Source organism: Anaeromyxobacter soli, from assembly GCF_022808855.1.
In the GTDB taxonomy this organism is placed as follows: domain Bacteria; phylum Myxococcota; class Myxococcia; order Myxococcales; family Anaeromyxobacteraceae; genus Anaeromyxobacter; species Anaeromyxobacter soli.
Window position 1 is genome coordinate 34,673 of record NZ_JAKZLF010000014.1, and the last position, 25,594, is coordinate 60,266.

At 72.4% G+C, this 25,594-nt stretch carries 23 protein-coding genes and 1 tRNA gene; 12 read left to right on the top strand and 12 right to left on the bottom strand.

The features are described 5' to 3' along the window. Nucleotides 1-37 precede the first annotated feature (37 nt). Nucleotides 38-673 (bottom strand): signal peptidase II, encoded by a 636-nt coding sequence (lspA, locus tag MLV88_RS11805; protein ID WP_242360653.1) that lies wholly within the window; start codon nt 671-673, stop codon nt 38-40. Then, nucleotides 670-3,513, bottom strand: coding sequence for an isoleucine--tRNA ligase (locus MLV88_RS11810; protein ID WP_242360654.1), 2,844 nt, complete (start codon nt 3,511-3,513; stop codon nt 670-672). The genes lspA and MLV88_RS11810 overlap by 4 nt, the downstream gene beginning before the upstream one ends. Nucleotides 3,514-3,631: 118 nt before the next feature. On the opposite strand from MLV88_RS11810, the gene MLV88_RS11815 reads away from it, so the two are divergent. The 5 genes from MLV88_RS11815 to MLV88_RS11835 all read left to right on the top strand — a co-directional run bounded on the left by MLV88_RS11815 (nt 3,632) and on the right by MLV88_RS11835 (nt 9,936). Continuing rightward, nucleotides 3,632-4,621 (top strand): RimK family alpha-L-glutamate ligase, encoded by a 990-nt coding sequence (locus MLV88_RS11815; RefSeq protein ID WP_242360655.1) that lies wholly within the window; start codon nt 3,632-3,634, stop codon nt 4,619-4,621. A gap of 87 nt (nt 4,622-4,708) precedes the next feature. Further along, on the top strand, nt 4,709-5,377 hold the full coding sequence (locus tag MLV88_RS11820; RefSeq protein WP_242334103.1) for a DsbA family oxidoreductase: 669 nt from the start codon (nt 4,709-4,711) through the stop codon (nt 5,375-5,377). Nucleotides 5,378-5,590: 213 nt separating this feature from the next. Beyond that, a complete protein-coding gene (locus tag MLV88_RS11825) occupies nt 5,591-6,826 on the top strand; it encodes a glycoside hydrolase family 71/99 protein (RefSeq protein WP_242360656.1) in 1,236 nt (411 codons plus the stop codon). A gap of 151 nt (nt 6,827-6,977) precedes the next feature. After that, nucleotides 6,978-9,014 carry a heterodisulfide reductase-related iron-sulfur binding cluster gene (locus MLV88_RS11830; RefSeq protein ID WP_242334109.1) on the top strand — a complete coding sequence of 679 codons (2,037 nt, stop codon included), beginning with the start codon at nt 6,978-6,980 and terminating at the stop codon, nt 9,012-9,014. A gap of 7 nt (nt 9,015-9,021) precedes the next feature. Then, the gene (locus tag MLV88_RS11835) at nt 9,022-9,936 is read left to right on the top strand and encodes an alpha/beta fold hydrolase (RefSeq protein ID WP_242371389.1); all 915 of its coding nucleotides are present in this window, start codon (nt 9,022-9,024) and stop codon (nt 9,934-9,936) included. Between the two features lie 70 nt (nt 9,937-10,006). On the opposite strand, the gene MLV88_RS11840 is transcribed toward MLV88_RS11835, so the two are convergent. The 8 genes from MLV88_RS11840 to dnaA form a co-directional block, all read right to left on the bottom strand. Then, complete coding sequence (locus tag MLV88_RS11840) at nt 10,007-10,807, bottom strand: hypothetical protein (RefSeq protein WP_242355146.1); 801 nt, start codon at nt 10,805-10,807, stop codon at nt 10,007-10,009. 7 nt (nt 10,808-10,814) lie between these two features. Next, entirely contained in the window at nt 10,815-11,324 is a 510-nt protein-coding gene (locus MLV88_RS11845; protein ID WP_242355148.1) for an archaemetzincin, read from the bottom strand. Between the two features lie 62 nt (nt 11,325-11,386). Further along, nucleotides 11,387-11,460 (bottom strand) — tRNA-Gln (locus tag MLV88_RS11850). A 100-nt stretch (nt 11,461-11,560) separates the two neighbouring features. Continuing rightward, nucleotides 11,561-12,556 (bottom strand): 3-oxoacyl-ACP synthase III family protein, encoded by a 996-nt coding sequence (locus MLV88_RS11855; protein ID WP_242360658.1) that lies wholly within the window; start codon nt 12,554-12,556, stop codon nt 11,561-11,563. A gap of 68 nt (nt 12,557-12,624) precedes the next feature. Next, a complete protein-coding gene (gyrB, locus tag MLV88_RS11860) occupies nt 12,625-15,042 on the bottom strand; it encodes a DNA topoisomerase (ATP-hydrolyzing) subunit B (protein WP_308197129.1) in 2,418 nt (805 codons plus the stop codon). Between the two features lie 157 nt (nt 15,043-15,199). Then, a complete protein-coding gene (gene recF, locus MLV88_RS11865) occupies nt 15,200-16,309 on the bottom strand; it encodes a DNA replication/repair protein RecF (RefSeq protein ID WP_243337564.1) in 1,110 nt (369 codons plus the stop codon). 8 nt (nt 16,310-16,317) lie between these two features. Continuing rightward, nucleotides 16,318-17,448 carry a DNA polymerase III subunit beta gene (gene dnaN / locus MLV88_RS11870; RefSeq protein ID WP_242334124.1) on the bottom strand — a complete coding sequence of 377 codons (1,131 nt, stop codon included), beginning with the start codon at nt 17,446-17,448 and terminating at the stop codon, nt 16,318-16,320. A 344-nt stretch (nt 17,449-17,792) separates the two neighbouring features. Further along, nucleotides 17,793-19,175 (bottom strand): chromosomal replication initiator protein DnaA, encoded by a 1,383-nt coding sequence (gene dnaA, locus MLV88_RS11875; RefSeq protein ID WP_242355156.1) that lies wholly within the window; start codon nt 19,173-19,175, stop codon nt 17,793-17,795. 293 nt (nt 19,176-19,468) lie between these two features. Between dnaA and rpmH the strand changes: the two genes are divergently transcribed. The 7 genes from rpmH to rsmG are packed head-to-tail and all read left to right on the top strand — an operon-like array spanning nt 19,469 to nt 23,231. After that, complete coding sequence (rpmH, locus tag MLV88_RS11880; protein WP_242334129.1) at nt 19,469-19,618, top strand: 50S ribosomal protein L34; 150 nt, start codon at nt 19,469-19,471, stop codon at nt 19,616-19,618. Nucleotides 19,619-19,626: 8 nt separating this feature from the next. Next, nucleotides 19,627-19,971 carry a ribonuclease P protein component gene (gene rnpA / locus MLV88_RS11885; RefSeq protein WP_242334131.1) on the top strand — a complete coding sequence of 115 codons (345 nt, stop codon included), beginning with the start codon at nt 19,627-19,629 and terminating at the stop codon, nt 19,969-19,971. Continuing rightward, entirely contained in the window at nt 19,968-20,192 is a 225-nt protein-coding gene (gene yidD / locus MLV88_RS11890) for a membrane protein insertion efficiency factor YidD (RefSeq protein ID WP_242334134.1), read from the top strand. The genes rnpA and yidD overlap by 4 nt, the downstream gene beginning before the upstream one ends. A gap of 2 nt (nt 20,193-20,194) precedes the next feature. Next, a complete protein-coding gene (gene yidC, locus MLV88_RS11895) occupies nt 20,195-21,838 on the top strand; it encodes a membrane protein insertase YidC (protein ID WP_242360660.1) in 1,644 nt (547 codons plus the stop codon). 13 nt (nt 21,839-21,851) lie between these two features. Next, complete coding sequence (locus MLV88_RS11900) at nt 21,852-22,355, top strand: R3H domain-containing nucleic acid-binding protein (protein ID WP_242334140.1); 504 nt, start codon at nt 21,852-21,854, stop codon at nt 22,353-22,355. After that, on the top strand, nt 22,355-22,576 hold the full coding sequence (locus MLV88_RS11905; protein WP_242334143.1) for a hypothetical protein: 222 nt from the start codon (nt 22,355-22,357) through the stop codon (nt 22,574-22,576). Before MLV88_RS11900 ends, MLV88_RS11905 begins: the two co-directional genes overlap by 1 nt. A 7-nt stretch (nt 22,577-22,583) precedes the next feature. Next, on the top strand, nt 22,584-23,231 hold the full coding sequence (rsmG, locus tag MLV88_RS11910) for a 16S rRNA (guanine(527)-N(7))-methyltransferase RsmG (protein ID WP_243337566.1): 648 nt from the start codon (nt 22,584-22,586) through the stop codon (nt 23,229-23,231). Between the two features lie 206 nt (nt 23,232-23,437). Here rsmG and MLV88_RS11915 read toward each other — a convergent pair whose 3' ends face one another. Together MLV88_RS11915 and MLV88_RS11920 are read right to left on the bottom strand one after the other, a co-directional pair. Continuing rightward, nucleotides 23,438-23,734: a GYD domain-containing protein gene (locus MLV88_RS11915; RefSeq protein ID WP_242334149.1), complete on the bottom strand. Its 297-nt coding sequence runs from the start codon at nt 23,732-23,734 to the stop codon at nt 23,438-23,440. A gap of 313 nt (nt 23,735-24,047) precedes the next feature. After that, a complete protein-coding gene (locus tag MLV88_RS11920) occupies nt 24,048-24,575 on the bottom strand; it encodes a hypothetical protein (RefSeq protein WP_243337569.1) in 528 nt (175 codons plus the stop codon). Nucleotides 24,576-25,594 lie beyond the last annotated feature (1,019 nt).

Consider the following 25,594-nt stretch of genomic DNA (forward strand, 5'->3'; position numbering starts at 1 on the left):
GGCCCGCGCCGGTGGCCCGCGCGCGGACGCACCGGCGCTAGGCGCCCGTGGACGCGCGCCGGTCGCCCTCGGCGGCGGCGCCGCTCGCCTGGGCCGCCTTGCCGGAGCCGGGGTGGAGGACCAGCATCGCCACGCCCACCACGATGAGCGAGTCGGCGACGTTGAAGGTCGGCCAGCGGATGTCCGGCCGGTTCCACCAGTACCACTCGACGAAGTCGATCACGTAGCCGCGGGCGAGCCGGTCGAGGAAGTTCCCCACCGCGCCGGAGAGCACGAGCGCGAGCGCGACCTGGAGGTAGCGCTGCTCGGGACGCAGCCTGCGGAAGTAGTAGAGGATGAAGGCCACTGCGCCGAGCGAGACGAGCGTGAAGAAGCCGTTGCGGAAGCGCTCCGAGTGCCCGCGGAAGAGCCCCCAGGCGGCGCCCGGGTTCTCCACGTAGTTCATGCGCCAGACCGGCCGCCACACGTAGTACGGCTCGGTCGAGATCTCCTCGAGGTGCTCGTGCTCGAGGAACCCCGCCACCCGCTCCCCGAGCGACTGCGCGCCGGTCCGGTCGAACAGGGTGGTGAGCCGCTCGACGGCCAGGTACTTCGTCCACTGGTCCACCGCGACGAGCGAGACGAAGAGGAGGGCGAGGAGCGCCCACTTGGAGAACGGCCGGCTCGCGCTCATCGCAGGGCGCCCGCGCACTTGCCGCAGAGGGTGGGGTGGGCCGGGTCGATGCCGCGATCGTCGGCGTAGATCCAGCACCGCTCGCACTTCTCGCCCGGCGCGCGCTCGACCTCGACGGCCGCGGGGCCGTCGGCGAGGGTCACCCGCGAGACGATGAGCAGCGTCGGCAGCTCGGCCTTCGCCTCCTCGAGGAGGGCGCGCGTCTCGCCCTCGGCGCGGATCGTCACGGCGGCCTCCAGGCTCTTCCCGATGAGCCCCGCCCGCCGCGCCTCCTCGAGCTTCTTCTGCACGGAGGCGCGGACCTCGAAGAGCTTCCCGTAGCGGGCCTCCAGCGCCTCCGCGTCCGCGGGGCGCGCGCGGGTGGGGAGCCCGGCGAGGAACACGCTCTCGGCGGGCTTGCCCGGCAGGTGCCCCCACGCCTCGCTCGCGGTGAACGACAGCACCGGCGCGAGGAGCCGCAGCACGTCCTGGCAGACGAGCCAGAGCGCGGTCTGCGCCGAGCGCCGGGGCTTGCCGTCCTTCTTCCAGGTGTAGAGCCGGTCCTTGATGATGTCGAAGTAGAGGGCGGACAGGTCCACCGCGCAGAGCTGCATCGTCGCGTGGTAGGCGAGGTGGAACTCGTACTCCTCGTACGCCGCCTTCACCTTCTCGTCCCAGGCGGCGAGCTTCGCGAGCGCCCAGCGGTCGAGCGGCTCGAGCTCCTCGAGCGGCACCGCGTCGCGGGCCGGGTCGAAGCCGTCGAGCGCGCCGAGCATGTAGCGCACCGTGTTGCGGATCTTGGTGTAGCCCTCGGCGAGGCCGGCCACGATCTCGGCGGAGATGCGCACGTCGTCGCGGTAGTCGGCGGCCGACACCCACAGGCGCAGGATGTCCGCGCCGTACCTCTTGATGATCTCCTCGGGCGCGACGGTGTTCCCGAGGCTCTTCGACATGGCCTTGCCCTGGCCGTCGAGCACGAAGCCGTGGGTGAGCACCCCGCGGTAGGGGGCCTGGCCGCGGATGGCGACCGAGGTGAGGAGCGAGGAGTGGAACCAGCCGCGGTGCTGGTCGGAGCCCTCGAGGTAGAGGTCCACCGGCACGCCGAAGCCGCGCTTCGCGGCCACCGCCGCCCAGGAGACGCCCGAGTCCCACCACACGTCGAGGATGTCCTGCTCTCGGCGGAACTCGGCCTTGCCGCACTTCGGGCAGGCCTCGCCCTGCGTGAAGTCGGCCGGGGCGTGGCGGTACCAGGCCTCGATGCCCTCCGCCTCGAACGCCTGCGCGACCCGCTCCATCACCGGCGGCGAGACGAGCGGCTCGGCGCAGCCCTCGCAGTAGAAGACCGGGATCGGCACGCCCCAGGTGCGCTGCCGGGACAGGCACCAGTCCGGGCGGTTCTCGATCATCCCGTAGATGCGCTCGCGCCCCCAGCGCGGGATCCACTGCACCCGGTCGATGGCGTCGAGCGCCTTCTTGCGCAGCCCGTCGTGCTCGAGGGAGAGGAACCACTGGTCGGTGGCGCGGAAGACCACCGGGTTGTGGCAGCGCCAGCAGTGCGGGTAGCTGTGGCGGAGGGTGGCCTTGGGGTCGGAGAGGAGGTGCCCCGAGGCCTGCAGGTCCGCCACGATCTCCGCGTTCGCCTCGAAGATCTTCTTGCCCGCGTACTTCCCCGCCTCCGCGGTGAAGCGGCCGGCGCCGTCCACCGGGTTCAGGACCTCGAGCCCGTAGGCGAGGCCGACCTGGTAGTCCTCGGCGCCGTGGCCGGGCGCGGTGTGCACGAGCCCGGTGCCGGCCTCGAGGGTCACGTGCTCGCCGAGGATCACCGGCGACTCGCGGTCCATGAACGGGTGGCGGTAGGTGAGCCCCTCGAGCGCCTTGCCGTCGAGGTAGGCGAGGATCCGCTCGGGGTGGACGAGGTGCGCGCTCGGCACGAGCCCGCCCCCGCCGGTCGCCGCGGCGTGCGCGTCGGGGGAGTGCGCGACGGGCACGTCCTTCACCGCGAGCTCTTCCGGCGCGCAGTCGGCGAGGAAGCGGGTGAGGAGGTCCTTCGCGACGACGAGCACGTGCCCGCGCAGCTCGTAGGCGACGTAGGTGAACTCGGGGTGCGCCGCGACCGCCAGGTTGGCGGGGAGCGTCCAGGGGGTGGTGGTCCAGATGACGAGGCGCGCCTTCTTCCCGGCGAGCTTCGCGTCGGGGAGCGGGGAGACGAGGTCGAAGGCCACGTAGATCGAGGGCGAGGTGTGGTCCTCGTACTCGACCTCCGCCTCGGCGAGCGCGGTGCGATCGGTGACGCACCAGTAGACCGGCTTCTTGCCGCGGAAGAGGAACCCCTTCTCCGCGGCGCGCGCCAGCGTCCGGACGATCTCCGCCTCGTACCCCTTCGACATGGTGGTGTACGGATCGTCCCAGCGGCCGAAGACGCCGAGCCGCTTGAACGACTCGCGCTGCCGCTCGATCCACTTCTGGGCGTAGGCGCGGCACGCCTCGATGATCTGGGCGCGGTCCATGTCGCGCTTCTTCGGCCCGAGCTCCTTGTCCACCTTGAGCTCGATGGGGAGCCCGTGGCAGTCCCAGCCCGGCACGTAGTCCGCCACCTCGCCCTTGAGGTTGCGGTACTTCACCACCACGTCCTTCAGGATCTTGTTGAGCGCGTGGCCGATGTGGATGTCGCCGTTCGCGTAGGGCGGCCCGTCGTGGAGCACGAAGCGCTTCGCGCCCGGCCGCTCCGCGTTCGAGGCGACGAGGCGCTGGAAGATCGTCTGCTCCTCCCAGCCGCGCAGGATCTCGGGCTCCCGCTGCGGCAGGTTCGCCTTCATCGGGAACGCGGTCTTCGGGAGGTTGACGGTGTCCTTGTAGTCCACGGCATTTTCCTCTGGGAAACCAGGGGTTCTAGCAGCGCGGCGGGAGTTTCTCAACGAACCGCTGCGCGCGGGCGCTCCATTGCGGGCCGGACGACGCGCCGCTAACCTTCCCCGCCTCATGCCGCCCCCCCGCAGGAACGGAGCGCGACCCCGCGCGCGCCGCCGTCGCGCGACCGCTCCAGGCGAGGGGCTCGGCGTCGCGATCCTCTCGCGCAACGCGAAGCTCTACTCGACGCGGAGGCTCGTGGAGGCCGCGACCGCGCTCGGCCACGCGCCGCGCGTGCTCGACACCCTCCGCTGCAACATGGTGCTCGGCCGCGACCGTCCGCGGATCTTCTACGGCGGCGAGGAGGTCCTCGCGACCGACCTCCACGTGGTCATCCCGCGCATCGGTGCCTCCATCACCGGCTACGGCCTCTCGGTGGTGAACCAGTTCGACATGATGGGCGTGCCGGTCCTCAACAACGCCATCCCCATCGCCCGCTCGCGCGACAAGCTCCGCGCGCTGCAGCTCCTCTCGCGCTTCGGCATCGACATCCCGCGCACGGTGATGTGCCGCTACCGCGACGAGGTCCCCCAGGCGGTGGAGATGGTGGGCGGCCTGCCCTGCATCATCAAGCTCATCCAGGGGACGCAGGGCGTGGGCGTCATGATCGCCCACACCTCCGCCGAGGTGGAGGGCATGCTCGACACGCTCTGGACGCTCGGCCAGGAGATCCTCCTGCAGGAGCTCGTGGCCGAGTCGCGCGGCAAGGACGTGCGGGCGCTCGTCGTGGGCGATCACGTGGTGGCCGCCATGCGGCGCACCGCGCGCGCGGGCGAGTTCCGCTCCAACATCCACCGCGGCGGCGTGGCCGAAGCGGTCGCGCTCGAGCGCGAGTTCGCCGAGGTGGCGGTGAAGGCCGCGCGCGTGATGGGGCTCGAGGTCGCCGGCGTCGACATGCTGGAGGCGCGCACCGGCCCGAAGATCATGGAGGTCAACTCCTCGCCCGGCTTCGAGGGGCTGGAGGCCGCCACCGGCGTGGACATCGCCACGGCCTACGTGTCGCACGCCGTCGAGTACGGCCACGCCCGCCACTCCGGCTACGTGGGCGGCCACCTCGTGTGAGTGGAGGTGGGGAGCGGCCAGGCGAGCAGGCCAGCCCGCGGACGCCCCTTCAACAAACGGATCGCGGCATCTAGAATCCGCGCAACCGTGCCACCTCGAACCCCGCCCGTCGAGCCCATCCCGCTCGTCCTGTACGAGGATCCGCTCTCTCCCTGGTGCCTCGTCGCCGAGAAGCGCATCGCCGCCGCGCTCGCCGACCTCGAGCGCACCTACGAGCCGCTCCGCCACGAGCCGTTCCCGCTGCGCCTCGAGCCGCGCGCGATGTCGCGGACCGAGCGTGAACGGCTCGCCCGCGCCGCGCGGCGCGCCGCGAAGGAGCCCGAGGCGCAGGGCATCACGCCCGACCTGTGGCTCTCGCAGGATCCGCCGCTCTCGTCCATCCCGCCCCTCGCCGCGCTCGCCGCCGCGCGGCTCCAGGGCGCCGGGAGCGAGGAGGCGCTCCGCACCGCGCTCCGCCAGGCGGCCCTCTTCCGCGGGGTGAACGTGTCGCGCCGGGACGTCCTCTACGAGCTCGCCGGGTGCGCCGGCCTCGACGTCTCGCGCTTCGCCTGCGCGCTCGCGACCCCCTCGACCGAGCGGCGCGTGCGCGCTCGCTACGAGGAGGCGGTGGACCGCGGCGTCGAGGTCGCGCCCGCCCTCGTCGTGGGCGAGGAGTGGCTCGTCGCCGGCCCGCGCTCCGCCGACGAGTACCGCGAGATCCTGGAGCGGTACGCGCGGGTGCGCCACGGCCTCCCGCTGGCGCGCGTCATTCACTGAGCGTTCCGCCGAGTGTGCCCGCGCCCGTGCGCGGCGGGCACGCCCACATCCCCCGCAGCCGCGGCGCGCCGCGCTCCCGCACGCTTTTCCGGTCGCGGGCTCGCCCGGCACGCGCGTTGCGACTACGCTCGCCGCGGGGTGCGCGAGGCGCCCCGGTGAATGCCGACGCCCGCCACGCGTCGATCGAGCGAGCCCTCGCGAAGGAGTTCCCCGATGAAGCGCCTCCTCCTCGCCGCCACCTTCGCCGCCCTCGCCACCGGGTGCGTCGTCGACACCGCGGCGAGCCGGCCGGTCTACTCACCTCCGCCGCCTCCTGCGCCCATGCCCGCGCCCGCGCCGCCCCGCGTCGCGGTGGTCTGGTACGAGGGCCAGCACTTCGTGCCCGACGCGTTCGGCGGCGGCTGGTGCTACGAGGAGGGACCGCACCGGCACGACTACGCCCCCGATCGCCTCGACGAGTACGACGTCTACGACGGCGCCTACTCCTACCGCGGCCCGTACGTGTTCTCGTACTACGGCGGGCACCCGGTGCCCGGTCGCGGCTGGTGCTACGTGCGCGGGCCGCACAACCACGAGTACTACCCGCCGAGCGGACCGGACTTCGCGTGGAACCGCGGTCGCGGCTTCGTGTTCCGCGGCGCGTGGCGCCCGAACCGCCCGCCGCCGCCGAGCTACTGGCCGGTGGTCGCGCCCGCCCGGCGTCCGGCGCCGCGTCCGGCCTACGACGATCGCCGGCCGGCCTACCCCGGCTACGACGACCGGCGCCCCGCTCCCGCGCCGCAGCCCGGCTACCCGGCGCCGCGTCCCGCCCCCTATCCCGCGCCTTCGTACCCGGCCCCGCGCCCCGCGCCGCTGCCCGCGCCGGCTCCCGCCCCGGCGCCGAGCTATCCGCCGTACCCGCAGCCGGACCGCCCCGGCCACTCCGAGGACGCCCCCGGTCACGGCAACCTCCCGCCCGGCCACGGCGGGACGCCGCCCGGGCATGCCTCCCCGGCGCCGGCTCCCTACCCGCAGCCGCCGGCTCCCGCGCCCTATCCGACGCAGGACCGCCCCGGCCGCTCCGACGACGCCCCCGGCCACGGCAACCTCCCGCCCGGCCACGGCGGGACGCCGCCCGGCCACGCCGCGCCGGCCTACCCGCAGGCGCCGGCTCCGGCTCCGACCCCGCCGGCGGGCCGGCCGGGCCGCGGCGACGACGATCGCGACCACGGCTCGACGCCCGGCCGCGCCGCCTCTCCCGCGCAGGCGCCGTCCTCGCCCGGCAACAGCGGCGCCGCCCCGGGCCACGGCGGCACTCCGCCCGGCCAGGCCGCGCCCGCCCCCGCCCCGAGCGGCCGTCCGGACCGCGCCGGCCCCCGCGGCAATGGCAACGGCAACGGCCGCGGGCAGGGCGGAGACAAGAAGGGCGACGACGACGAGAAGGACGGCCGGGGCAACGGCCGGCGCTGAAAGCCGGCATAGCACCGGGTGAAGGTCGAGACGCCTGGAGGCCGCCCGTCCGCGGGCGGCCCCTTCGCTTCCCGACATGGCATTTTCGCCCCCCCGCCGTGACCGCTGCGGCGACTTGCCGGGCCCGAGCGGGGTGATAGCGTGCCGCGTCATGAGCCCCTTCCTCACGGCCGCGATGCTCGTCTTCGCGCTCGCGTTCTTCGCGTTCACGATGCTCCAGAGGATCGCGCCGCTCCTCGCGCTCCGGCGCGACGACCGGCTCTCGCGGACCGGCGAGCGGCTCGCGACGCTCCTCCGCTTCGGCCTCGGCCAGAAGCGGCTCGTCGATCCGGAGGAGCGCGGCCCGGGCCTCCTCCACGTCGTCATCTTCGCGGCGTTCCTCGTGCTCGCGCTGCGCACGATCACGATGTTCGGGATGGGCTTCTCCGAGGGGTTCCACCTGCCGCTCCTCGCGCCGGAGGCCCCGTTCGGCCGCGTGTACGGCCTCGTGAAGGACCTCGTCCTGCTCGCGGCGCTGGTGGGCGTGGCCGGGTTCCTCTGGCGGCGGCTCGTCACGAAGCCGGACCGGGTGACGCTCTCGACCGAGGGCGTCGTGATCCTGCTCTTCATCGCCGGCCTCATGGTGACGGACCTCGTGTTCGAGGGGTCGGAGCTCCTCTCGCGCGGCGCGCCCGGCTCCGCGTGGGGACCGGCCGGCGCGCTCGGCCGCGCGCTCCTCGCGCCGCTCCCGGCGGGCCAGGCGCACGCGCTCGGCGTCCTCGCCTTCTGGCTGCACCTCGCCCTCATCCTCGTGTTCCTGAACGTCCTCCCGTTCGGGAAGCACTTCCACATCATCACCGGCCTCCCGAACGTCTTCTTCGCGCGGCTCCCCCCCGCCGTCGCGCTCCGCAAGCTCGACCTCGAGGCGGAGGACGCGAGCTTCGGGACCGCGACCGTGAAGGACCTGTCGTGGAAGGAGGCCTGGGACGTCTACAGCTGCACCGAGTGCGGGCGCTGCCAGACGCACTGCCCGACCTACGTCACCGGCAAGCCCCTCTCGCACAAGGAGGTGAACCGGTCGATCCGGCACCACCTCGCGGAGGTGGCCCCCGCGCTCACCGCCGCGGCCCGGGCAAAGGACCCTGCCGCGCGCGACGCCGCGCTCGCCGGGCTCCCGCCCATCACCTCGGTCATCCCGCCGGAGACGTTCTGGGCCTGCACCACCTGCGGCTGGTGCGAGACGGCCTGCCCGGTCCTCATCGAGAACATCCCGCGCCTCGTGGACATGCGCCGCCAGCAGGTGCTCGTCGAGTCGGCCTTCCCGGACGAGGCGGCCCGGGTGTTCAAGGGCATCGAGACGCAGGGGAACCCCTGGGGCATCGGCTCGAACAAGCGCACCGAGTGGTGCGAGGACCTCGACGTGCCGCGCGCCGCGGCCGGCGAGCCGTTCGAGTACCTGTTCTTCGTGGGCTGCGCCGGCGCGTTCGACGACCGCCAGAAGAAGGTCTCGCGCGCCATCGTGCGGATCCTCCGCGAGGCGAAGGTCTCGTTCGCCATCCTCGGCGAGGAGGAGACCTGCAACGGCGAGGCGGCCCGCCGCCTCGGCAACGAGTACCTGTTCCAGCTGCAGGCGCAGGCGAACGTGGACACGCTGAACGGCTACGGCGTGAAGAAGATCCTCGTCCAGTGCCCGCACTGCCTCAACACGATCAAGAACGAGCTGCCGCAGTTCGGCGGGCGCTACGAGGTCGTGCACCACGCCGAGCTCATCGCGAAGCTCGTGGCCGACGGGAGGCTCACGCCCGGCGCGGCCGAGGGGCTCGGGCCCGTCACCTTCCACGACCCGTGCTACCTCGCGCGCTGGAACGGCGTCACCGAGGCGCCGCGCGAGGCGCTCGGCGCCGTCGCGGGCGTGAAGCTCGTCGAGATGGAGCGCAACCGCCGGCAGGGCTTCTGCTGCGGCGCCGGCGGCGGCCGCTTCTGGCTCGAGGAGAAGCTCGGCACGCGGGTGAACCAGGACCGGGTGGAGGAGGCGGCCCGGACGCTCGGCGAGACCGGCGGCGTCATCGCCACCGGCTGCCCGTTCTGCCTCACCATGATGAAGGACGGCGTGAACGAGACCGGCCGCGAGGAGAAGCTGAAGGTCCTGGACGTCGCCGAGATCGTCGCGCTCGGGCTCCCGGCCGCGCGCGCGCCGCGCGAAGGGTAGGGGATTCGTGGAGCGGCTCCCCGCCCCGCCGCTCCCGCCGTTCCTCGCCCGGGCGCTCCCGTTCGAGCGCTCGGTGGTCGTCGCCGGCGGCCTCGCCCTGCACGTCATGGAGGCGGGTCCCGCCGGCGCGCCGGCGGTCGTGCTGCTCCACGGGAACCCGACCTGGAGCTTCCTCTGGCGCGAGGTGGCCCACGGGCTCCGCGACGCGCCGCTCCGCCTCGTCATGCCGGATCTCCCCGGCCTCGGCCTCTCCGAGAAGCCGCGCGACCCGCGCTTCCACACGCTCGAGAACCACGCCCGCGTGATGGGCGCCTTCCTCGACGCGGTCGTCCCCGGCCGCTTCGTCCTCGCCGTGCACGACTGGGGCGGCCCCATCGGCCTCGCCGCCCTCGCCGATCGGCCGGGCCGGCTCGCCGGGCTCGTCGTCACGAACACCGGCGTCGGACCCCCGCGCCCGGGCTCCCGCAAGACCGCCTTCCACCGCCTCGCGAACCTACCCGTCCTCCCCGCGCTCCTCTTCCGGCTCCTCGGCTTCCCGCAGAACGCGCTCCACCTCGCGCAGGCCGATCGCCGCTCGATCCGCGGAGACGTCGCGCGCGCCTACCGCTGGCCGCTGCGGCGGCTCCGCGATCGCACGGCGCCCCTCGCCCTCGCGCGGATGGTCCCGCTCCGCCCCGATCACCCCTCCGTCGCCGGCCTCGAGCGCGCGCTCGCCGTCGCGACCGCCTTCGACGGCCCGGCCGCGGTGGTGTGGGGCGAGCGCGATCCGGTGCTCGGCCGCGCCCTCCGCGGCGTCGCCTCGGCGCTGCCCCGGGCGCGCGTGACGCGCCTCTCCGCCGGCCACTACCCGCAGGAGGAGGCGCCGGGCCCCATCGCCGACGCCATCCGGGACGTGGCGCGGCGCGCGGGCTTCCTGCGCTGAGCGCGGACTCGTGGGCGGCCGTGCAGCCGGGCCTCGCGTCGCGGGAGCGTCGCGCGGAGCTCGCCGCCGGCTAGCGACCGCCCGCGCGCGGGAACGCCGCCGCCGCAGCGTCGAGCCGGCGCGTCACCTCGCGCTCGAACAGCTCGAGGTCGTTCCCGGAGCGCGGGTCCGCGCCCACGCAGGTGAGGATCTCGTCATAGGGCGACGGCGCGGCGCCCAGGGCCTCGTAGTCGATGCGGCGCGGCACCGGCTCCCCGTCCCTGCCCGGCCGGAACGCACCGAAGAGCCCCTCCGAGCCGGGGGCGAGCTCCTCCTTGAGGGCGAAGAGCCGCCGCAGCGCGGAGCGGAAGGGCGCGTGCTCGAGGTGGCGGAGCTCCACCCTCGCCCCGGTGCGCGCCGACACGCCCGCGAGCGCCGCGCGCAGGAACGGCACGTCCGTCACGACGAGCCCGTAGAGGTGGAAGTCGTCCGCGAGGGCGCGGTCGAGGAGCGCCGCCTCCTCCTCCGTGAGCCAGGCGTGGCTCGGGCAGAGGAACGCGTCGCAGGTGGTGACGTCGTAGACGCCGCAGTCGCGCAGGTCGGCGCCGCCGGTCGCGAGCGGGTGGGCGAGGCAGCCGACGCGCGTCTCCGCCGCGTCGAGGAAGCCGAGCAGCGGGCAGATCCGCACCGACGGGAACAGCGGCGCGGGCGAGTCGGCGGCGATGGCCGCCGCGGCGGCGCGGAACGCCGCGGGCGTCCGCGGCACGCGGGCGAGTGCGCGGCTGCGCCGGGAGAGCTCCGCGCGCAGGCCCTCGCGGGAGAGGTCGCGGCCGTTGTAGAGCCCGCAGCACGCGCCGCAGCTCGACCGCTCCGTCTGGCAGAGCCGCCGCACCGCGGCGTCACCCCTCCGAGCCGAGCGCGGCGCGGCAGCTCGAGCACAGGCCGGGGCCCTTGCGGTCCGAGTCGGCGGCGTCGCGGGAGACGAACATGGCGCAGCGGTAGTCCGCGCAGTGCGAGAGGCCGAGGAGGTGGCCGGTCGCGTGGACGGTCTCGACCTGCGCGCGCCGCCGGACCTCCGCGGGCGCCCCGTGCGAGAGCCGCGCGAGCGAGAAGATCGCCGCCCCCGCGTCGCGGTCGGCGTCGCCGATGACGTAGGGCGCGTCGGGGAGGAACAGATCGACGTCGGTGATCCCCACCACCGGGACCGGCCCGCTCCCGCCCGTGCGCAGCGAGGCGAGGCGGCGGAGGATCGAGGTGGCGTGGTACTGGCCGCGCGCCTCGTTGAACGCGTAGCGCGGTCGATCGAGCGAGGGGCCGTTCTTCGCGGCGACCCCGAGCACCTCGCGCAGCGCCTGGGCCGCCTCGGCGACGACCTTCGGGCTCACCTCGCCGAGCGGCACGAGGAGCACGTGGCTCGGGCGCGCCAGCGCCTTCAGCTCCGCGCGCGCGCTGCCCGGCCTCGGGCCGGAGTTGGCTGAGGCGGAAGGATTCGAACCTTCATACGCGGATCCAAAGTCCGCAGTCCTGCCGTTGGACGACGCCTCATCGTTGCGACGCACGGGCGGCCTGCTTTTCCTCGCTGCGCTTCCCCGGCGCGGGTTTCCTCTCGACGGCGCGGGCGGGAATCCTCCCGCGCGGCAGCGACCTACCAGCGTACCAGGGCACTCCCCCAGGTGAAACCCGCCCCGAACGCACAGAGCCCGACGAGGTCCCCGCGCGAGACCCCGCGCTCCTCGACGGCCTCGGCGAGCGCGATGGGGATGGAGCCGGCGGTGGTGTTCCCGTACTTCTGGATGTTGTTGAAGACCTGGGCGTCCTCGAGCTCGAGGCTGCGCTGCACCATCTGCGCGATGCGCAGGTTCGCCTGGTGCGGCACGAGCACCTTCAGGTCCTTCGGGGTCAGGCCGTGCTGGTCGAGGGCGCGCCGCACCACCTCCGGCATCTTGGAGATGGCGTGCTTGAAGACCTTCTGCCCCTCCATGTGCGGGTAGATCGCGCCCGACTCCATCTGCGCGACCTGCACGCGCGGGTGGTACTTGGAGCCCGGCGCGTCGGTCCAGAGGTCCTTCGCGAAGCGGCCGTCGGCGTGGAGGTGCACCGAGAGCACGCCGCGGCCCGGGTCGTCGGTCGCCTCGAGGAGGGCCGCGCCGGCGCCGTCGCCGAAGATCACCGCCACGTCCCGGCCGCGGGTCGACACGTCGAGGCCGGTGGAGTGGATCTCCGAGCCGACGAGCAGGATGCGGCGGTACACGCCGGCGCGGATCCAGGCGTCGGCGACGGAGAGCCCGTACAGGAAGCCCGAGCACTGGTTGCGGATGTCGAGCGCGGGCACGCCGGGGATGCCCAGCTTCGCGTTGAGGAAGCAGCCGTCGCCCGGGAACATGTGGTCGGGCGAGAGGGAGGCGTAGATGATCGCCTCGATGTCGCCCGCCTTCCAGCCGGCCTTGTCGAGCGCGCGCTTCGTGGCCTCGAAGGCGAGGTCGGAGTTCTCGGTCCCCTCGCGCACCCAGCGCCGCTCCCGGATCCCCGTCCGCTCCTGGATCCACGCGTCGGTGGTCTCCATGTGGCGGGTGAGCTCCTCGTTCGTGACGACGCGGTCGGGGACGAAGGTGCCGAGGGCGGCGAAGGCGGCGCGAGGCATCGCTTGGGTCCTTGCGGTGAGCGCCCCGCGCGAAAGGGGAGGAGCCCTTCGCGCGCGGGCGGCTGCTGTCAGATGTCGAGGTTCTGCACGTCGAGGGCGTGCTTCTCGATGAACTCGCGGCGCGGCTCGACCGCGTCGCCCATGAGCACGCTGAAGACCTCGTCCGCCTCGACGGTGTCGTCGACGCGGACCTGCAGGAGCGTGCGGCGGGTGGGGTCCATCGTCGTCTCCCAGAGCTGCTCGGGGTTCATCTCGCCGAGCCCCTTGTAACGCTGGATGGTCTGGCCCGCCGTGGCGCTCTTCTTGAGCGCCTCCACCGCGGCGAAGACGTCGTCGACCTCCTCCTCGCCCTCGCCGGTCTGGAGCCGGTGCGGGCCGGGGCCGATCTCCGCCACCGCCGCGTAGAGGCCGGCGAGCTCGCCCCACTCCGGGCCGGAGAGGTAGTCGAAGTCGATGCGCGTCGTGCGGGTGGCGCCCGACATGGTGGTCTGGAACACCAGCGCGTCGCAGCCGTGCTCCTCGTCGCGCTCGATCTTGGCGAGGCGCACCTCGAGCTCGGGGTGGAGCTTCTGCGCCCGGTCGTAGATCTTCTGGACCTGCTCCTTCACCTTCTCGTGGTGCTTCAGGAGCTCGAGGTCGAGGTCTCCGAGCTGGACCGCCGCGTCGACGATGCGGCTGTCGCGGCGCCGATCGACGCGGGCGAGGAGCGAGCGGTAGGCGAGCGCCTCCTGCGCGAGGCGCTTCAGGTCGTGCCCCCCCACCACGGTCTCGCCGGAGACCAGCTTCGCCTTGTCCGTGCCGAGGTGGAGCAGGAACTCGTCGAGCGCCGGCTCGTCCTTGAGGTAGCTCTCCTTCTTGCCCTTCTGCACGCGGTAGAGCGGCGGCTGGGCGATGTAGAGGTAGCCCCTCTCGACGAGCTCCGGCATCTGCCGGAAGAAGAAGGTGAGGAGCAGCGTCCGGATGTGCGAGCCGTCGACGTCCGCGTCCGTCATGATCACGATCTTGTGGTAGCGGATCTTGCCGGCGTCGTACTCCTCGGGCCCGATGCCGGTCCCGAGCGCGGTGATCATCGTCGCGATCTCGGCGGACGAGAGCATCTTGTCGAAGCGCGCCTTCTCGACGTTCAGGATCTTGCCCCGCAGGGGGAGGATGGCCTGGATGCGCCGGTCGCGGCCCTGCTTCGCCGAGCCGCCTGCGGAGTCGCCCTCCACTAGGAAGAGCTCGGACTCACGCGGGTCCTTGGACTGGCAGTCGGCGAGCTTCCCCGGCAGCGAGGCGCCGTCGAGCGCGCCCTTGCGGCGCACCGTCTCGCGCGCCTTGCGCGCGGCGATGCGCGCCCGGGTCGCCTCCGCCACCTTGCCGCAGACGCGCTTCGCGACGTTGGGGTTCTCCTCCAGGAACGCGCCGAGCCGCTCGTTGAGCATGGTCTCGACCATGCTCTTCGCCTCGGTGTTCGAGAGCTTCGTCTTCGTCTGACCCTCGAAGCTCGCGCCGGGCAGCCGGATGGAGATCACCGCCGCGAGCCCCTCGCGCATGTCGTCGCCGGAGGGCAGCTCGTCCTTCAGGTCCTTGAACAGGTTGTTCTTCTGCCCGTACGCGTTGATGGTGCGGGTGAGGGCGGTCTTGAAGCCGATGAGGTGGGTGCCGCCCTCGTGGTTGTGGATGTTGTTCGCGAAGGCGAAGACCTTCTCGTCGTAGCCGTCGTTCCACTGCAGGGCGATCTCGACGACGGCGGCGCCGCGCTCGGTCTCCACCTCCTGGCGGAGCGAGATGGGGGGCTGGAAGAGCACGTCGCGGCTCTTGTTCAGGTAGGCCACGAACTCGCGGATGCCGTCCTTGAACAGGAACTCGTGCTTCTTGCCGCTCCGCTCGTCGTCGATGGTGATCTTGAGGCCGGCGTTCAGGAAGGCGAGCTCGCGCAGGCGGCCGGAGAGCGTCTCGAAGGAGAAGTCGAACACCTCGAAGATGGTCGAGTCCGGCTTGAAGGTGATCTTCGTGCCGCGCCGCTGCGTCTCGCCGACGGCCGTGACCTTGCCCGCAGGAGTGCCGCGCTCGTAGCGCTGCTGCCAGACCTTGCCGTCGCGGTAGACCTCGGCCTTGAGCCACTCGGAGAGCGCGTTCACGCAGGTGACGCCGACGCCGTGGAGGCCGCCCGACACCTTGTACGCGTTCGACTCGAACTTGCCGCCGGCGTGGAGCTTCGTGAGCACCACGTCGAGCGTGTCCATCCCCTTCACCGTGGGATGAGGGCCGATGGGGATGCCGGAGCCGTTGTCGACGATGGTGATCGAGCGGTCGGCGTGGATGGTGACGTTGATCTCGTTCGCCCGCCCCGCCATCGCCTCGTCGACCGAGTTGTCGACGACCTCGTACACGAGGTGGTGGAGCCCGCGCTCCCCCACGTCGCCGATGTACATGTGCGGGCGCTTGCGGACCGCCTCCAGGCCCTCGAGCACCTTGATCGCGTCGGTTCCGTACTCCTCCACGCCGTTCGTCGGCTGAAGGCTCTTCTCGGCGGTTTCCAGGGGGGTTCCTCCGTCGTTTCCCCGAAGGGTTCCCGCAGCTTAGGCGAGACAGTGGGGTATAGCAGGCAAGGCGGCTGCTGGCAACGTTCCCTTCGTCAACTCAACTTCTCGAATCCACTCAGGAAACGAGCGGCGTGACCACCCCGCGCTCTACCCTATAGAAGGTCGTATCCGGGCCGGCCGCGGGCTCGAGCAGCCGCCGGTCGGTGGTGGTGAGGAACGCCTGCGCCGGCAGGGCAGCCAGGTAGGCGAGCAGGTAGCGGTTCTTGGCGGGATCGAGCTCGGACGACACGTCGTCGAGCAGGAGCAAGGGCGGCCGGCCGAGCGCCGACCGAAGATTCTCGATCTCGGCGATCTTGAGGGCGAGCACGAGGGCGCGCTGCTGTCCCTGGCTCGCGTAGGCGCGGGCGCCGCGGCCGTCGAGCGCGAGGACGAGCTCGTCCATGTGCGGGCCGGCGGAGGTGAAGCCGCGATCGCGATCGCGCTCGAGCCGCGCCCCGAGGGCCGCGTCGAGCGCTGCGGTGAGCTCCGCCTCGCTGCCCTCGCCGGAGAGGCCGGCCGAGGGCCGGTACGCGAAGCGCGCGTCCGGCGCGCCGGGGCCGGAGATCTCCCGGAAGGCGGCGCCCACCCGCGGCGCCAGCTCGTCGACGAGGGCCTGCCGGCGGCGCACGAGGCGCGCCCCGGCCCGCGCGAGCGGGGCGCGGAAGCTCGCCTCGACCTCGGCGACCCCGCCGCGCAGGGCGGCGTTCCGGGCGCGCAGGGCCCGCACGTAGTCGCGCGCCTCGCCGAGCACCGCCGGCCAGCGGTTGAAGGCGGCCCGGTCGAGGAAGCGGCGACGACCCTCCGGTCCGCCCTTCACGAGCAAGAGGTCGTCGGGCGCGAAGCAGACGGCGGCGAGCCCCTCGAAGTAGTCGTCGAGCCGCTCCTGCGGCTTTCCGTCGAGGAGCGCCACCCGTCCCCCGGCGGCGACCTGCACCGCCACCCGCCGCACGCCGCCCGGGCCGTCGAAGTCGCCCGCGACCTCACCCCGCTCGGCGCCGTGGCGGACGAGCTCCACGAGGCGCGCCGCCCGCAGCGGCTTCAGCGTGGTGAGGAAGTAGATGGCCTCGAGGAGGTTCGTCTTCCCCTGGCCGTTCTCGCCGAGGAGCACGGTCGCGCGCGGCGAGGGCGCGAGCACGACCTCGGCGAGGTTGCGGAAGTCCTTTACGGCGAGGGAGAGGAGCTTCACCCGGGACGTCAGATCCGCATCGGCATCACCACCGCGGTGAAGCCCTGATCCTTCTCGTCGCCGCCGTGGAGCACACCCGGGGAGAGGTCGTCCGCGAGCTCGAGCTGCACGTCGGCGCTCTTCACCACCGCGAGCACGTCCATGAGGTAGCGCGCGTTGAAGCCGATCTTGAGCGGCTCGCCCTCGTACTCGACCGGCACCTCCTCCTTGGCCTCGCCGAGGTCCGGGTTCTGCGAGAGCACCCGGAGCGTGCCCTTCCCGAGCTCGAGCTTCACCGCGTGGGCCTTGTCGGTGGAGAGGAGCGAGATGCGCCGCAGCGTCTCGAGGAGGCGGTCCCGCCCGACCCGGACCACCTTCTCGCCCTGCTTCGGGATGACCTGCCGGTAGTCCGGGAAGAGCCCCTCGATGAGCCGCATCGAGAGGATCACGCCCGGGCGGCGGAAGATGGCGCTGTTCTCGACGAAGCCGAGCTTCGTCTCGCCGGCCTCCGTGCCCCCCTCGACGGCCTCGGCGAGGAGCTTGCGCAGCTCCTGGAGCCCCTTCTTCGGCAGGATCACGCCGCGCTTCAGGCCGAACGTGCTGCTCGAGGGGCGCTCGGAGAGCGACAGGCGGTGCCCGTCCGTCGCGACCAGGCGGAGCACCTCGGGGCTCGGCTCGAAGTAGACGCCGTTCAGGTTGTAGCGGGTCTCGTCGTTCGAGACGGCGAAGAAGGTCCGCTCGATCATCTCGAGCAGCTCGTCCGGCTTCACGTCCGTGAAGGTGACCTTCTCGAAGCGGGGGAGGGCCGGGAAGTCCTCGGCGGGGAGGCCGACGATGCGGAACTCGGAGGGGCCGCTCCGCACCTCGAGGTAGTTGTTGTTCGCGCGCTTGAGGGTGACCTGCTGCTCGGGCAGGGCGCGCACGATCTCGTACAGGTGGCGGGCCGAGACGGCCAGGGCGCCTTCCTTCAGCACCTCGCAGCTCTCGCCGTGCTCGGACGAGACGGCGAGGTCGAGGTCGGTCGCCGAGACGACGAGCTGACCCTTCTTCGCCTCGAGGAGGACGTGGGAGAGGATCGGCATCGTGCTCTTCTTTTCCACGATGCCCTGGGAGCGCCCGAGCGCCTTCGAGAGCTCAGCGACTCCGATCTTCAGTTCCATGGGAAGATCCTCTTCTTGTGATCCTAGAAGTAACAGCAGGGGCCGAGTGGATGTGGATAAGGGCTCGGAACCCGCGAAACTCCTGGAGCTTTCGGCCTGGAAAACTCTCCGGATCCCTTTGGGTCGAGTTTGTGTAGCGCGGGCCGAGAAACGGTGTCAACAGCGGTCCACACCCCGTCCCCACGAGGATCGGTGCCGGATCCACAGATGATCCACAGCCTCGCGCCGAGCCCGGGAGGCGAGCCGAGCCGTCGCGGGCGCCCGGCGAGCGGACGCAAGGACGCGCGAGGCCGCCTGTAGCGGCCCGCGCGCGAACGGGAGCGGGGTCGAGGGCGTCGCGCGGCTCAGGGCGCGAGCTTCGCGGTGAGGACCTGCACGGCGGTGCGGACCGTCTCCTCGCTCTCCATGAGCGAGCGGATCCGCTCCACCGCGGCGATGACGGTGGTGTGGTCCTTCTTGTTGAAGCGCTCGGCGATGGACTGGAACTTCTCCTTGCCGAGCTCGCGGCAGAGGTACATCGCCACCTGGCGCGGCTGCGCGATCTTCTGCTCGCGCGAGGCGCTCGTGAGCTTCGCGACGGTGAGGCCGTAGTGCGCCGCCACCGCCTCCTGGATGCGCTCGATGGGCGGCTTGTAGCCCTCGGGCGGGATCACGTCGCCGAGCACGTCGCGCGCGAGCGGCACGGTGATGGGCTCGCTCTTCAAGGAGGCGAAGGCGGCGAGGCGCATGAGCGCGCCCTCGAGCTCGCGCACGTTCGAGCGGATGTGGCTGGCGAGGAGCTGGGTCACCTCGCCGGGCAGGTCGATCGACTCGACCTCTGCCTTCTTCTGGAGGATGGCGGCGCGCGTCTCGAACTCGGGCACCTCGATCTGGACGCGCATGCCCCACTCGAAGCGCGAGCAGAGCCGGGCGTCGAGCCCCTTCAGCTCCTTCGGGCTGCGATCGCTCGAGAGGACGATCTGCACGTGGTGATCGTGGAGCTCGTTGAAGGTGTGGAAGAACTCCTCCGCCGTCTTGTCCTTCCCGGCGAGGAACTGCACGTCGTCGACGAGCAGCGCGGCGCACTCGCGGTACTTGTGGCGGAACTCGTCCATCGTGCCCTTCGAGAGCGCGGCGACGAAGTCGTTCGTGTAGCGCTCCGAGGAGACGATGGCGACGCGCCCGCCCTGGTGCTTGTCGAGGATGGCGTGGGCGAGGGCGTGCAGGAGGTGGGTCTTGCCGAGCCCGGAGTCGCCGTGCAGGAAGAGCGGGTTCCAGGTGTGGCCGGGGTTCGCGGCCACGGCCTGGGCCGCGGCGAACGCGAAGCGGTTCGACTCGCCCACCACGAAGGTGTCGAAGGTGTAGCGCGGGTTCGGCCGCGAGTCGCGCGGGTCGGCCGCCTCCGCCGCGCGGGGCACCGGCGTGAGCGCCGGGCCGTCCGCGAGCGGCAGGGGCGTCGTCGCGAGGCGCGGCGCGGCGTCCACCACGAACGTGATCTGGACCGCCTGGCCGGCGAGGCCGGGCACGAACTCCTCGAAGAAGGAGCGGTAGTTGTCCTCGACGAAGTCCCGGTGGAAGCGGTCGGGCGCGGCGATCTGCAGCCGGCTCCCCTCGAGCGAGACGAGGTGGAGCGGCGCGAACCAGCGGTCGTACAGGTCAGGGCGCAGCCGGGAGCGCAGGAACGCGTCGAGGCGCGACCAGAGCTCGTCTGCCGGCGAGATCATCTTGGCGCTCGCGCGCGAGTCCATGCTGCTGTCCCCCGAGGTGCGCGCAACGGAACGAGGATCCCCCCTCCGACGCCCGGGCTTCCGGACGACGGCTCACTCGGCGCTCGTAGGGCGAGAGTGCAGGCGGCCTCGTGTTGCGTGGGGGCGGAAGTTAGCCAAGGTTCACCGAGAGGATCAAGGGCGTCGTGCGTGGTCGCGAAACGACGAGCTTTTCGCGTGACGGGGCGGTGACGGATCGCGCGAGGGTCCGGCGGAACGGGCCAAGTCTCTGGAAACCTTGACATCTCGCGACTGATCGGGGAGGTTGCCGCGCCATGAAGCGGACATATCAGCCGAAGAAGCAGCGCCGTAATCGCACGCACGGTTTCAGGAAGCGCATGAGCTCTCCGGGCGGGCAGAACGTGATCAAGAGCCGCCGCGCGAAGGGTCGCAAGCGCCTCACGCCGAGCACGCCGAAGAAGTAGCACTGCAGGTGAAGCTACCCAAGGCGGCGCGCCTGCGCCGCCGCCGCGAATTCCTCCTCGTCCAGCAGCGCGGTACGCGGCTCTACGCCGGAGACGTGCTCGTCCTGTCGCTCGACTCCGGCGGAGCCCGGCCGCGCATCGGGATCACGGTGTCGTCCAAGATCGCGAACGCGGTCGAGCGCAACCGGGTGAAGCGCTGGGTGCGGGAGGAGTTCCGCGCGATGCAGGGTGATCTGCCCGCGGTGGATTTCGTCGTGATCGCTCGCGCGGGCGCGCTCGCCGCGGGTAGGGACGGGATCCGCCTCGCGCTCGCGGCCGCGCGGACGCGGCTCGCCCCGAGGGGGAGCGCGTGATCCGGGGCGCCCTCGTGCTCCTCGTGCGCCTCTACCAGCGGCTCGTGTCGCCGCTGCTTCCGCCCGCCTGCCGCTTCTATCCGAGCTGCTCCGCCTACGCGGTGACGGCCCTCGAGCGCCACGGCGCGCTCAAGGGGTCGGCGCTCGCGGCGCGGCGGCTTCTCAAGTGCCATCCCTTCCATCCCGGCGGCATCGATCCGGTGCCGGAGTCCGAGAGGTAACCTTGGGTCCCGAGAACCGTCGTGTCCTCATCGCCACCGTCCTCTCCGTGGCGGTCCTCATCGTCTGGCAGTTCGTCTTCCCCTCCCCGAAGCCGAAGCCCGGCGCGCAGAAGCGTCCCGAGGCGGCCCAGACCGCGCCGGCGGCGCCCGCCCCGGCTGCCCCTGCCCCGGTGGCGCCTGCGGCGCCTGCCGTCCCGGAGAACACCCCCGAGGAGCTCGTGAAGCTCGCGGGCGACGGCTTCGAGGCGGTGCTCACGAGCCACGGCGGCGCGCTCAAGGAGGTCGTGCTCGAGGGCGAGAAGTACCGCCGCGACCACGAGGGGAAGCCGGTGCAGATCGACCTCGTGCGGGTGGCGAAGGATCAGCCCTACCCGCTCGCGGTCGTGGCCTCGCCGGAGCTGGGCGGCGCGCAGGACGCCGCGAGCGATCCGTCGGCGCGCGCGCCGATGCGGGTGGTCGCGAAGGACGCGCGCTCGGTGACCTTCGAGGGCCGCGCCGGCAACGCCACCGTCCGGAAGACCTTCCGCCTCACCGGCAAGTTCCACGAGCTCGCCCTCGATCTCGAGGTCCAGGGCGCCGCCGCGCCGGGCGCGGGGATCGTCGTCCTCTACCCCGGCTACATGCCGCCCAAGACGAAGTCCGGCGGCTTCTTCTCCGGGCCGCCGGTCGAGTTCATCCGCCCGGTGTGCCGCGCGGCGGACACGACCGAGCGCTTCAAGGTCGACGGCGACCAGGCCATCGAGAAGGTGGAGGGCACGGCGGCCTGGGTCGGGCTCGACCAGGGCTACTTCGTCTCGGCGATCTTCCCCGCCGAGCCGGCCGGGAGCTGCGTCTTCGCGAAGGGCACGGAGAAGGGCAGCGCGCTCGCCGCGCTCCGCCTGCCGTACGAGGGCGGCTCCCGCAAGTACGCGCTCACCGTGTACTCCGGCCCGAAGGACCTCGATCACCTGCGCGCCTACGGCCGCAACTTCGAGAGCGCCATCGACTACGGCACGATGGCCCGCCCGTTCGCGTTCTTCGCCCGCCTGCTCCTCTATGTGATGCGCTGGTTCGAGCGGCTGGTGGGGAACTGGGGCGTCGCGATCATCCTCCTCACGCTGCTCGTGAAGCTCCTGCTCTACCCGCTCACCGCGAAGTCGATGCAGTCGATGAACGAGATGCGGAAGCTGCAGCCGGAGATCGAGAAGCTCAAGGCCAAGCACGGCAACGACCGCGAGAAGCTGAACCTCGCGACGATGCAGCTCTACCAGCAGCACAAGGTGAACCCGCTCGGCGGCTGCCTGCCGATGCTCATCCAGCTGCCGATCTGGTTCGCCCTCTACGCGACGCTGCAGACCTCGGTCGAGCTCTACCGCGAGCCGTTCCTCTGGATCCACGACCTCACGATCAAGGACCCGTTCTTCGTCCTGCCGATCGCGATGGGCCTCTCGCAGTTCATCATGCAGCGCCTGTCGCCCCAGCCCGCCGACAACGCGCAGGCGAAGATGATGCTCTACTTCATGCCCGGCTTCTTCACGTTCCTCATGCTGAGCGTGCCGGCGGGCCTCACCCTCTACATCTTCGTGAACAACCTCCTGTCCATCGCGCAGCAGCAGTGGATGATGCGGCGCATGCCGGCCGTGCCGGCGCCCGCGAAGGCCAAGTAGTCCGGGGGGAGCCATGGACGAGACCAAGGGAACCCCGAGCCCGCCGCCGGCCGAGGCGCCGGAGAAGGTCGCCCGGGCGCGGGAGTTCTGCACAGGGCTCCTCGAGCGGCTCGGCGCGGCGGTGGACGTCGAGGTGAAGGAGACGGCCGAGCAGATCGGCGTCGCCCTGAACCCGCGCGCCGGGAACGCCGTCGAGCTCTCCTCGGCGCTCGTCGAGGCGGTCCAGTACCTCGTGAACCGCGTGGTGAACCCGCGCTCCGAGGGGCGCAAGTGGGTGAACCTCGAGGTGGGCGGGTTCGCCCAGGAGGGCGATCCCGCGGTGAAGGCCATGGCGGAGCGGCTCGCCGCGGCCGCGATCCGCACCGGCAAGGTGCTCGCCGTGGCGCCCATCAGCGCCCGCGAGCGCCGCCAGATCCACCTCGCCCTCGTCGAGCACGAGGGCGTCACCACCCGCAGCGAAGGCGAGGGCATCTTCCGCCAGCTGCTCGTGATCCCGGGCGGGCGGGGCGAGCGGTAGTGGCGCGTCCCCGCACGAAGGCGGAGCGGCTCTTCTCGGCCGCGGTGGTGCGGCGCTCGTTCGAGCTCCAGGACCGCGAGTACGCCGCCGGGTTCCGCTTCGTGTACGAGGGCGTGCTGCGCGACCTCGAGCTCGACGACGCCGAGGTCGACGCCTACCTCGCGGAGCACCGGGGCGAGGTCGAGGCGGCCATCGGCCGGCGCGGCGCGAAGAAGAAGTAGCGACGCCATGGACGCCGCCTTCCACGAGGCGCTGCGGCGCGGCATCGAGGCCTTCGGGCTGCCGGTCTCCGCCGAGGCGCTCCCCCGCCTCGAGCGCTTCGCCGACCGGCTCCTCGCCTGGAACCGGAAGGTGAACCTCACCACCATCACCGATCCCGCCGAGGTCGCCGAGAAGCACCTCGTCGACAGCCTGCTCCTGCTCCCCCTCCTCGGCGGCGCGCGCACGCTCCTCGACGTGGGCGCCGGCGCGGGGCTGCCGGGCGTGCCGCTCGCCTGCGCGCGGCCGGAGCTCGAGGTCACCTGCTGCGACTCGGTGGCGAAGAAGGTCGCGTTCGTGAAGGCGGTCTCCGCGGAGCTCGACCTCGCGGTCCGCGCCTTCGCGGTCCGCGCCGACGGCGACCCCGAGCGGGAGAAGCTCCCGCGCGCCGAGGCGGTGGTCTCGCGCGCGCTCGCCGATCCCGAGCGCTGGGTGCCGCTCGGCGTCCGCTACCTCGCGCCGGGCGGGACGCTGTTCGCCATGCTCGGGCGCGACGCGGACGCGGCGGGGCTCGCCACCGTCGGCGAGGCGGCCGGCCTCACGCTCGTCGACGTCTCGCGCTTCGAGCTGCCGCTCTCGCGCTCCGCGCGCGCCATCGCGCGCTGGCGCGCGCAGTAGCGGCGCCGGCAAACACCCCGCGGGTCTCCTCCTCTTCGGCGGCGGCGCGGCGTGCCGCTCGGCCACCGCGCGCCGCTTCAGCCGCGGCGTCTCCTCCACGGCGGAGATCCCGGTGGTCGCAGGTGGCGCGCGCGGCGGGTCGCGCGCCGGGCCTGCGCGCAGGCGCGTGCGCCGCATCCGGCGGCGGGGTGCGCTCCCGCGTCGTCTCAGGGAAGCGAGCGGATGACCTTCCCGTACTCTTCCTCGGTGAAGAGGCGATGGGTCTCGGTGCGCACGTAGCCGCGCGAGCCGATGGCGAGGACCATGCGCGCGACCGCCGCGTCGTCCGGGGCCTCGAGGATGAACAGCGTGTCGTGGGCGCTGCCGAGGATCGCGTAGAACTCCCGCACCTCACCGCCCATGGCGCGGACCGTCTGTTTCGCCGCCTCGACGCGCGCCGGGCTGTCCTTGATCTGCTGGATGCCCTGCGCGGTGAAGCTGAACTGCATCAGATACGAGGCCATCGCACCCTCCGCTCTTCGCGGGCCCGAGCCCGCGAGCCGAAGCGTCCCGCGCGCGCGAGGTTCCGGCGCGTCGTCCGATGGGTCCCCTACGACGGGCGCTGCCTCCTCCGCGTCCGTGCGGACCCGCGATCAGCACGGCCGCAGGCGAGCAGCGCCGCGACGAGACACGCTCCGGCACGGAGCGGCGGGGTGAGGAGGAGCGCATGAGCGATCGCGCCGCCCCTCGCTCCAGGCGGTGGCGAGCGGGAGAAGGGGCGCGTCGCCGCCTGGCCGGTGGGAGGGGACCGGACGAGAGTCGCGGTCTTGCGATAGATTACGGATGGTAAAACATCACGATGAGTGATACGTCGCGACCCGCCGTCCGGGCTCCGCCTGGTCGCGACGGACGGGCACCGCTTCCCGCTCGCCGAGCGCGTCCCGACCAGGCTGGACCGCGAGCGTCCGCGCCCACGGCGAAGAAGATGGCGGGGTTCGTGGCGAGCTCGAACACGAAGCTGTTCGGCTTCACCACGAGGTAGACGGTCGCGCGCAGCCGGGCGCCGGTGGGGAGATTCCGGCGCGCTCGCTCTGCGGCCGCCTGGAGATCCGCCTGCTGCCATGCTGCGAAGCACCGCTGGAGCGCGGCCCGCCGGTCGAGCAGCGCATCGGACGTGACGAACGCGCGGAACTCGGCGTCGGTGAACGCTCGCTTCATCTCCGTCTCGCGCCGCTCGAGGCGGACGTAGGCGTCCGTCGCGTAGAGCCGCGCAAGGTCGGCGTCGGTCGGTGGCCGGCCCTCGGCGCGCCGGGCCAGGAGGTCGAGCACCGCGGACGCCTCGGTCGAGTCGACGCGGACGTCCACTCCGCTCGGGAGGAAGCGAGAGCGACGGCGTGAACAGTCGCGAGCATGGCTCTCCAGGAGTTCCGTTCACGAGTTGAACGCCGTCGGGCGTGAGTCACCACGGACCGCGATGTTCCACGTGGAACGCCGCCTCGCGGCGCCGCAGGCTCGCGCTCTCCTGACGGCTGGGTCCAAGCGGGTTCGCGCGCCGCCGCGCTTCGGCGGATCTCGGGCGGCGGCGCGGAAGCGCCCAGCGGCCGGCACTGACTCCTGGGCGGGCGGTCGGTAGCAACGTCCAGAAGACGTGAACGATGCACCAAGGGTCGTCGTCGACGCCGAGGCGCTCGGCGCGGTTCAGACGGGTGGCGGAAGCGCGAGGAGGGGCCCGACGCCCGGGGCACCTCAGGTCGGCCCCCACTCACGCGCCGCGAACGTCCTGCGTTCCACGTGGAACGCTGGTGGTGGGCGTGGTCGTGGCGGAGGGAATGCCGTCTACGCCGCAGGTCGCTCCCCCCATCCGACGCGCCGCGCGAGCGTTTGGCCGGGGTGCTGGCGCGCGTGGGGCTTGGAATGTTCCGAGGTCACGCACCATGGCGCGGCGGTCCGTTCGGAATGTGCGCAGGAGGACCGCGGGAGCGGCTCGGAGCGCCCTGGCGCAAGCGCGGGCTCATGGGCGGTCGTTCCCGGACGTGGACGATGCACGATGGGCGTCGTCGACACCTGTGCGGTCGGCGCAGCTCACGGGCGCCGAACCTCGCCCCACTCACGCGCAGCGAATCGGCGTCCTGCTGTTCCACGTGGAACGCTGGTGGAAGGCGTGGCGCTCGCGAGAGACGGGACTCGATCCACGCCGCGATTCGGTTCGACCGCGGCGCGCGAGGATGCCGGGAGTTCTGGCGCTGGGGGATCTGCGCTGAGGACCGGCCGCTCGACGGGCCTCGGGCCCTCGGCAGGGCACGCCCGAGCTTTCGCGTTCGCGGGTGGCATGCGCATCGTCCGCGCCCGAGGCGTCATGGAGGGCCGAGCGCGGCCTGACGGCG

Bases quoted from the DNA above. Each gene is read 5' to 3' on its own strand.
- lspA (WP_242360653.1), bottom strand. From the start codon at position 673: ATGAGCGCGAGCCGGCCGTTCTCCAAGTGGGCGCTCCTCGCCCTCCTC.
- MLV88_RS11815 (WP_242360655.1), top strand. From the start codon at position 3,632: ATGCCGCCCCCCCGCAGGAACGGAGCGCGACCCCGCGCGCGCCGCCGT.
- MLV88_RS11825 (WP_242360656.1), top strand. From the start codon at position 5,591: ATGAAGCGCCTCCTCCTCGCCGCCACCTTCGCCGCCCTCGCCACCGGG.
- MLV88_RS11830 (WP_242334109.1), top strand. From the start codon at position 6,978: ATGAGCCCCTTCCTCACGGCCGCGATGCTCGTCTTCGCGCTCGCGTTC.
- MLV88_RS11855 (WP_242360658.1), bottom strand. From the start codon at position 12,556: ATGCCTCGCGCCGCCTTCGCCGCCCTCGGCACCTTCGTCCCCGACCGC.
- dnaN (WP_242334124.1), bottom strand. From the start codon at position 17,448: ATGGAACTGAAGATCGGAGTCGCTGAGCTCTCGAAGGCGCTCGGGCGC.
- dnaA (WP_242355156.1), bottom strand. From the start codon at position 19,175: ATGGACTCGCGCGCGAGCGCCAAGATGATCTCGCCGGCAGACGAGCTC.
- rpmH (WP_242334129.1), top strand. From the start codon at position 19,469: ATGAAGCGGACATATCAGCCGAAGAAGCAGCGCCGTAATCGCACGCAC.
- MLV88_RS11900 (WP_242334140.1), top strand. From the start codon at position 21,852: ATGGACGAGACCAAGGGAACCCCGAGCCCGCCGCCGGCCGAGGCGCCG.
- rsmG (WP_243337566.1), top strand. From the start codon at position 22,584: ATGGACGCCGCCTTCCACGAGGCGCTGCGGCGCGGCATCGAGGCCTTC.
- MLV88_RS11915 (WP_242334149.1), bottom strand. From the start codon at position 23,734: ATGGCCTCGTATCTGATGCAGTTCAGCTTCACCGCGCAGGGCATCCAG.